The sequence below is a fragment of the Pseudoalteromonas sp. GABNS16E genome, assembly GCF_028598715.1.
Taxonomy (GTDB): Bacteria; Pseudomonadota; Gammaproteobacteria; order Enterobacterales; family Alteromonadaceae; genus Pseudoalteromonas; species Pseudoalteromonas atlantica.
The window spans coordinates 1-3872 of record NZ_JAQREZ010000105.1 but is presented as its reverse complement, the minus strand read 5'-3'; the positions used below and the strand labels follow the sequence as shown (position 1 = coordinate 3872).

Annotated in this window: 3 protein-coding genes; 1 reads left to right on the top strand and 2 read right to left on the bottom strand. The window is 42.6% G+C overall.

The annotated features are described in order from the left end of the window. Window positions 1–94 precede the first annotated feature (94 nt). A complete protein-coding gene (locus PSI06_RS20690) occupies window positions 95–688 on the bottom strand; it encodes an NUDIX hydrolase (RefSeq protein WP_273604779.1) in 594 nt (197 codons plus the stop codon). Window positions 689–694: 6 nt separating this feature from the next. Beyond that, complete coding sequence (gene pabB / locus PSI06_RS20685; protein WP_004589405.1) at window positions 695–2041, bottom strand: aminodeoxychorismate synthase component I; 1347 nt, start codon at window positions 2039–2041, stop codon at window positions 695–697. A gap of 169 nt (window positions 2042–2210) precedes the next feature. On the opposite strand from pabB, the gene PSI06_RS20680 reads away from it, so the two are divergent. Next, window positions 2211–3737 (top strand): fumarate hydratase, encoded by a 1527-nt coding sequence (locus PSI06_RS20680; RefSeq protein WP_004589406.1) that lies wholly within the window; start codon window positions 2211–2213, stop codon window positions 3735–3737. Window positions 3738–3872: the final 135 nt, after the last annotated feature.

Here is a 3872-nt window from a genome sequence, read left to right as displayed (position 1 = left end):
GATCGGTAATTGAATTAAAGTGTTTCAGAAAAGTAGCGCTCATATTTTACGTGACCAAGGTGATTATTATGCCTTGATCTGATCACTACATATTCTATAAGTTCAATTTATAATGATCTTGCCGTGCAAGCTGTTTTGTAAAGTTTTTTATAATGCTAGCCGTTGCTCCCCACAGTAATCCGTGCGGTGTACTAAACCCTTGCAAGGTGATGGTTTTGCCAAAACGTTGAAAAGGAATAGGCTGCCAATTGGCCTCGTTTGAAAGCTGGGTAAGCGACAGTAAAAAGCTAGCTTGCACTTCATTATAATCGTTCTCCCATACTGTGTGTTCATCAAGTAAACCCACAAATGGGCTAATGCTAAAGCCTGTTAGGGTAGAGTATTGTGGCAGCTGCCCGAGCACTTTAACATTACTTGGCGCTATATTAAGCTCTTCGTGTAGTTCTCGAAGCGCTGTGGTGCGCAGGTGTTTATCGCTTTGCTCAAACTTACCGCCGGGTAAACAAATTTCCCCAGGGTGATGATGTAAATAAGTAGGGCGTTTGCACAATAAAATATGCGCGTGGTTATCAACATCAATAATAGGCAGCATAACCGCACTGGCACGCTTTTTACGGGTATCTTTTATTTGATTTGGCGCAGCAGTAGGGCTTAGCTGAAACCGCGCCATAATATGTTCACTATTCAAAGCGTTCTACTGTTTTAATAAAGGAAGTATTTTATTCACTTTATCGTATGTTTCTTGGTATTCCAATTCGACTTTAGAATCAGCGACAATACCACCGCCGGCCCAGCAATAAATGTGTTCTTTATGACAAACCAATGTACGGATTGTAATACTGGTGTCCATATTACCGCAGGCGCTTAAATACCCTATAGAGCCACAGTAAATACTACGCCTATGAGGCTCTAGCTCTTCAATTATCTCCATAGCTCTAATTTTAGGCGCGCCGGTGATTGACCCACCGGGAAATGCTGCTTCAAGCTGATCAACACACGTTTTACTTTCATCTAGCTCTGCCGTTACGGTACTCACTAAGTGATGCACTGCCGGAAAGCTCTCAATAGCAAAAAGTGAGGGCACCTTTACAGAGCCAGGTTTTGCAACTTTACCTAAATCGTTACGCAGTAAATCAACAATCATTACGTTTTCTGCGCGGTCTTTGGTTGAGTTTTCAAGGGCTCTGGCTTGCTGTTGGTCGGCGATTGCATCTGCCATGCGTGGCAAAGTGCCTTTGATAGGTTTTGTTTCAACTATATTGTCGTGAACTGCAATAAAGCGCTCTGGCGATATTGATAAAATGGCGCCACGTGGGTGATTAATAAAGCTAGAAAATGGCGCTTTATTAGCCTCACGCAATACTTTGTAGGCTTGGAAAGGGTCGCCTTTAAAACCGGCACTAAAGCGCTGGGCTAGGTTGATTTGATAGCAATCACCACTTTTTAAATAATCTTGTATTTGCGCAAATTTGTCAGCGTATTCATGTTCACTCATATTTGAGCGCCAATCGCTGGTTAGCGAAAACTGTGCTGGTACTATATCGTTTGCTAAATATTGCTGGTAAAGCGCTAAACGGTTCACCTCAGGTTGAGAAACATAAAACCAGCTTTGCTGGTGTTTATCAAATATAAGCGCATCTAAATAAAGGCCAATGGCCATTTGTGGCAACGTTATATCGTGTTTTGCCGTGCGTGGCATGTGCTCAATAATACGCCCTAAATCGTAACCAAAATAACCAAGCCAACCGCCGTTAAAAGGCAGGTTATTAGCGGCTTTTTGCGCACTAAGTTTACTTAGCTCATCGTTCATTATTGTAAAGGGGCTACGCGAGTCAAGCTGCTGATTAAATACGCTTTGATTGTTGTTTACTTCTAAAATAGCATGAGGCTCTATCGCAATAATATCAAAGCGACTATTTATGTGCTCGCTATTGGCTGAGTCTAGTAATACGGCATAGGGTAAATGCGCAAAATGCGCGAAAACATCAATGCAGTTTTGTGTTATGGCTAATTTTACACAATTTTTTTTATTGTTTAGCATTTACTGCCCCTTTAAGAACTGGCTCGAAACGGGCTGGGAGGGTATCATAAGTCAAATTTTTTTGGCAGCGTTTAGTATCAAATCTACGTTGTAATTAAAACAGTGCAAACCACCGTCACCGGTTTGGTATAGATTACGCTTAAGCGTAACGCTAACTTAAGGAACCACTATGAGTACAATCCGTCAGCAAGACTTTATTGATAGCATTGAAGATGCGTTGCAATATATCTCTTTTTATCACCCCCTTGATTTTGTTCAAGCGCTAGAAAAAGCCTACAACAAAGAACAAAGCAAGGCTGCAAAAGATGCAATCGCGCAAATTTTAATTAACTCGCGTATGTCGGCTGAAGGCAAGCGTCCATTGTGTCAAGACACGGGTATTATTACCTGTTTTGTAAAAGTAGGGATGGATGTTAAGTGGGATAAAACAGATTTAACCGTACAACAAATGGTTGATGAAGGCACACGTCGCGCATATTTAAATCCAGATAACCCACTACGAGCGTCTATTGTAGCTGACCCTGCTGGCACACGTAAAAACACTAAAGATAATACCCCTTCAGTTGTACACATTGATTTAGTGGCGGGCGGCGAAGTAGAAGTAATGGTTGCAGCGAAAGGCGGCGGCTCAGAGAACAAAAGTAAAATGGTTATGCTAAACCCATCTGACGATGTAGCTGCATGGGTAGAAAAAACGCTACCGACAATGGGCGCTGGTTGGTGCCCGCCAGGCATGCTAGGTATAGGCATTGGTGGAACCGCCGAAAAAGCAGCGGTAATGGCAAAAGAGTCGTTAATGGACCCGGTTGATATTCATGAGCTTATGGAGCGCGGGGCAGAAACAACGGAAGAAAAACTGCGTTTAGAAATTTTTGAACGTGCTAACAAACTAGGTATTGGCGCACAAGGTTTAGGTGGTTTAACCACGGTTGTTGATATTAAAGTAAAAACAGCGCCTACGCATGCGGCATCAAAACCTGTTGTGATGATCCCTAACTGTGCAGCTACGCGCCACGTACACTTTACACTAGACGGCTCAGGCCCTGCAGATTTAAAAGCGCCTAAGCTAGAAGACTGGCCAGAAGTGACATTTGAAGTAGGTGAAGGAACTCGCCGTGTTAATTTAGATACGTTAACTAAAGAAGACACCCGCGAGTGGAAAATGGGAGAAACTGTTTTACTCTCAGGCACTATTTTAACAGGCCGTGATGCTGCTCATAAACGCTTACAAGATATGATCAATTCAGGTGAAGGTTTACCTGAGGGCGTTGATTTTGATAATAAGTTTATTTATTACGTTGGTCCAGTTGATGCTGTAGGTGATGAAGCTGTAGGCCCTGCAGGCCCTACAACCGCAACACGTATGGATAAATTTACCGATATGATGCTAGAAAAAACCGGCATTGTAGGCATGATAGGCAAAGCTGAGCGTGGTCCTGCTACAGTTGAGTCGATTAAAGAGCATAAATCGGTTTATTTAATGGCTGTAGGTGGTGCGGCATACTTAGTATCTAAAGCAATTAAAAAAGCACGCGTGGTTGCCTTTGAAGATTTAGGTATGGAAGCAATCTACGAATTTGAAGTAGAAGATATGCCAGTTACGGTTGCTGTAGACAGCGAAGGTGCTAACGCACACACGCAAGGCCCTGCAATTTGGAAAGCTAAAATTGAAGAGCTAGACGGTAAGCTTAAATAAAGGTTTACGTGTCCCGTCCTGAAATAGGTTGACGGTTTTAATGAAAGACTTGGTGCGAAAGCGCCAGGTCTTTTTTATGCACTTGATTTGGTGTTTTCATATCCAAACTTAAGTGCGGTCGCATTTCATTGTATA

Excerpts from the sequence above, each read along its gene's own strand:
- pabB (WP_004589405.1), bottom strand. The coding sequence starts at position 2,041 with ATGCTAAACAATAAAAAAAATTGTGTAAAATTAGCCATAACACAAAAC.
- PSI06_RS20680 (WP_004589406.1), top strand. The coding sequence starts at position 2,211 with ATGAGTACAATCCGTCAGCAAGACTTTATTGATAGCATTGAAGATGCG.